Origin of the sequence: Arthrobacter sp. Hiyo1 (assembly GCF_001263615.2) — a bacterium.
In the GTDB taxonomy this organism is placed as follows: domain Bacteria; phylum Actinomycetota; class Actinomycetes; order Actinomycetales; family Micrococcaceae; genus Arthrobacter.
Genome location: NZ_DF952473.1, coordinates 42,409 through 46,015, shown reverse-complemented (window position 1 = coordinate 46,015; position 3,607 = coordinate 42,409). Strand labels below are relative to the sequence as shown.

The 3,607-nt window shown below is 64.2% G+C and carries 2 protein-coding genes and 1 pseudogene; all 3 read left to right on the top strand.

Annotated features, from left to right (window positions below):
• Positions 1–11: 11 nt before the first annotated feature.
• A complete protein-coding gene (locus AHiyo1_RS15795) occupies positions 12–470 on the top strand; it encodes a PH-like domain-containing protein (protein WP_253257416.1) in 459 nt (152 codons plus the stop codon).
• Positions 451–1,727 (top strand): annotated as a pseudogene (gene carA / locus AHiyo1_RS15790) (glutamine-hydrolyzing carbamoyl-phosphate synthase small subunit). Before AHiyo1_RS15795 ends, carA begins: the two are co-directional and overlap by 20 nt.
• Positions 1,727–3,607, top strand: a 1,881-nt coding sequence (carB, locus tag AHiyo1_RS15785; protein ID WP_084784536.1) for a carbamoyl-phosphate synthase large subunit, incomplete at its 3' end; no start/stop codon positions are given. The pseudogene carA and the gene carB, both read left to right, overlap by 1 nt.

Below are 3,607 nucleotides of genomic sequence, written 5' to 3'. Positions count from 1 at the left end.
CGGCCGGACTCATTGCGATAGGTTGGCGCGGCAGGCTCAAGCGGCAGGCCGGCCTCGGGCAGCTTCCGGATGTACCTGAACCGCTCGGCCCGGCAGGCATTGTGGCTGAAGGGCAGTATGTGGCCACGACGACGGCGGGAGACTGGCTCGACCGGGTGGCCGTCCACGGGCTTGGCTTCCGCGGCAACGCGGAAATGAGCGTCCATCCGGAAGGCATCCTCTTCGACCGGAAGGGGACCTCACCATTGTTCGTTCCGGCGGAAGCCGTGACCGATTGCGGCAGCGCCAACGGAATGGCAGGCAAGTTCGTGGAGAAGGATGGACTCGTGGTCTTGAGCTGGATGCTTGGAGAACACGAACTCGATACCGGATTCAGGCCCAGGCGCGCCGCTGACAAGCAACCGCTCCTCGAAGCACTTCAAGATTTGATCTCTGCAGCCCCCCAGGCAGATGCCGATAGTGGAAAGTAACAAAGTGACGGACACCAACGCAGTGACAGGCAATACCAACCCAGCAGAGTCCTCCGCGGCAGTGCTGGTCCTCGAAGACGGCCGCACGTTCCGCGGCCGCAGCTACGGCGCCACGGGCGTGGCCCTGGGCGAGGCGGTCTTCGCCACCGGTATGACCGGCTACCAGGAAACCATTACGGACCCCTCCTACGCCCGCCAACTGGTGGTCCAGACGGCTCCGCATATCGGGAACACCGGTGTGAACAAAGAAGACGCCGAGTCCCGCCGCATCTGGGTGGCCGGCTACGTGGTCCGCGACGCCGCGCGCCGCCCATCGAACTGGCGCTCGGAGCGCAGCCTCGACGCAGAGCTCGTCGAACAGGGCATCGTCGGCATCCAGGCCGTGGACACCCGCGCCATCACCCGGCACCTGCGTGAGCACAAGACCATGCGGGCCGGAATCTTCTCCGGCGAGGCAGCCCAGGCCACCGACAAGGAGCTCCTGGACACCGTCCTGGCCAGCGCACCCATGGAAGGTGCCCGCTTGGCCGAAGAAGTGAGCATCGACGAAGCATACGTCGTCGAGCCCGCGGACCATGGCTGGGACGGCGAGCCGAAATTCAGCATCGCCGCGATCGACCTTGGCATCAAGGCCATGACCCCGGTCCGCTTCGCCGAACGCGGCGTACGTGTCCATGTCCTGCCGGCCACCGCAACACTGGAAGACGTCAAGGCAGTCAACCCTGACGGCTTCTTCATGTCCAACGGCCCCGGCGACCCCGCCACGGCGGATGCCAGGTGAAACTGCTCCGGTCCGTGCTCGATGAGAAGCTGCCGTACTTCGGAATCTGCTTCGGCAACCAGATCCTGGGCCGCGCCCTCGGATTCGGTACCTACAAGCTCAAGTACGGCCACCGCGGAATCAACCAGCCGGTGATGGACCGCCGCACGGGCAAAGTCGAAATCACCTCGCAGAACCACGGCTTCGCCGTCGACGCTCCCATGGACGGTGCCACCATGGCTCCGGAAGAGCGCTTCGGCCGGGTCGAGGTCAGCCACGTGAGCCTCAACGACGACGTCGTCGAAGGACTCGCCTGCCTCGACATTCCGGCCTTCTCGGTCCAGTACCACCCCGAAGCCGCGGCCGGACCGCACGACGCCGCCTACCTCTTCGACCGCTTCATCGAGCTGATGGAGAGCACGAAGAACGGCCAGGACGCCGCACAGGGCACCGACACTCAGACATCGAACTCCGCGAAGAACGAGGACACCAAGTAATGCCAAAGCGTACAGATCTCAAGAGCGTCCTCGTTATCGGGTCCGGCCCGATCGTCATCGGCCAGGCGGCCGAATTCGACTACTCCGGAACCCAGGCCCTGCGGGTGCTCAAAGAGGAGGGCCTGCGCGTCATCCTCGTGAACTCCAACCCGGCCACCATCATGACGGACCCCGAGTTCGCCGATGCCACCTACGTGGAGCCCATCACCCCGGAGGTAGTGGAAAAGATCATCGCCAAGGAGCGCCCGGACGCCGTCCTGCCTACCTTGGGTGGACAGACGGCCCTCAACACGGCCATCGCGCTCGACAAGAACGGCGTGCTCGAGAAGTACAACGTCGAACTCATCGGTGCCAACATTGCCGCGATCGAACTCGGCGAGGACCGCGAAAAGTTCAAGGGCGTCGTGGAACGCTGCGGCGCCGAGTCGGCGCGCAGCCACATCATCCACACCATGGATGAAGCACTGACTGCGGCGGAAGACCTCGGCTACCCGATGGTTGTCCGCCCATCCTTCACCATGGGCGGCCTGGGCTCGGGCCTGGCGTACAACGAGGACGACCTGCGCCGCATCGTGGGCCAGGGCCTGCAGTACAGCCCCACCTCCGAGGTCCTGCTCGAAGAGAGCATCCTCGGCTGGAAAGAGTACGAGCTGGAGATGATGCGCGACAAGAACGACAACGTCGTTGTTGTCTGCTCCATCGAGAACTTCGATCCGGTGGGTGTCCACACGGGCGACTCCATCACGGTTGCCCCGGCCCTGACCCTGACGGACCGCGAGTACCAGAGGCTGCGCGACATCTCCATCGCCGTCATCCGCGAAGTCGGCGTCGACACAGGTGGCTGCAACATCCAGTTCGCCATCGAGCCGGACACTGGACGCGTCGTCGTCATCGAAATGAACCCGCGGGTTTCGCGATCCTCGGCGCTGGCTTCCAAGGCCACCGGCTTCGCGATCGCCAAGATCGCCACCAAGCTCTCCCTGGGCTACACCTTGGACGAGATCCCCAACGACATCACGCAGAAGACTCCGGCATCGTTCGAGCCGACGCTCGACTACGTTGTCGTCAAGGTTCCGCGATTCGCGTTCGAGAAGTTCCCGGCCGCGGACAACACGCTGACCACCACCATGAAGTCCGTCGGTGAAGCCATGGCCATGGGCCGCAACTTCACGGAAGCCCTGCAGAAGGCCCTTCGCTCCCTCGAGCAGAAGGGCTCGCAGCTGGACTTCAGCCACGTTCCCGAATGGGAAGTTCCGGAACTCATCGAGAAGTCCAAGCGCCCGACGACGGACCGCCTCCACCAGGTCCAGCGCGCCCTGCTCGGCGGCGCCTCGGTTGAGGAACTCTACGCCGCAACCAAGATCGATCCGTGGTTCCTCGACCAGCTGCAGCTGCTCAACGAAATGTCCCACGAGATCCGCAAGGCCGGCGCCCTGACGGATGACATGCTCCGCAACGCCAAGCGCCACGGTTTCTCGGACGAGCAGATCGGCGCCCTGACGCACAACCCGGAGGCCGTTGTCCGCGGCGTCCGGCAGGCCCTGGGCATCCGTCCGGTCTACAAGACGGTGGACACCTGTGCCGCTGAATTTGCCGCCTACACCCCGTACCACTACTCGTCATATGACGAGGAGGACGAGGTCGGCCTGCACTCCAAGCCTTCCGTCATCATCCTGGGTTCGGGACCGAACCGCATCGGCCAGGGCATCGAGTTCGATTACTCGTGCGTCCACGCCTCCATGGCGTTGCGCAAGGCCGGTTACGAGACCGTCATGGTCAACTGCAACCCGGAAACCGTCTCCACGGACTACGACGTCTCAACGCGCCTCTACTTCGAACCGTTGACTCTCGAGGATGTCCTCGAAGTCATCGCGGCCGAG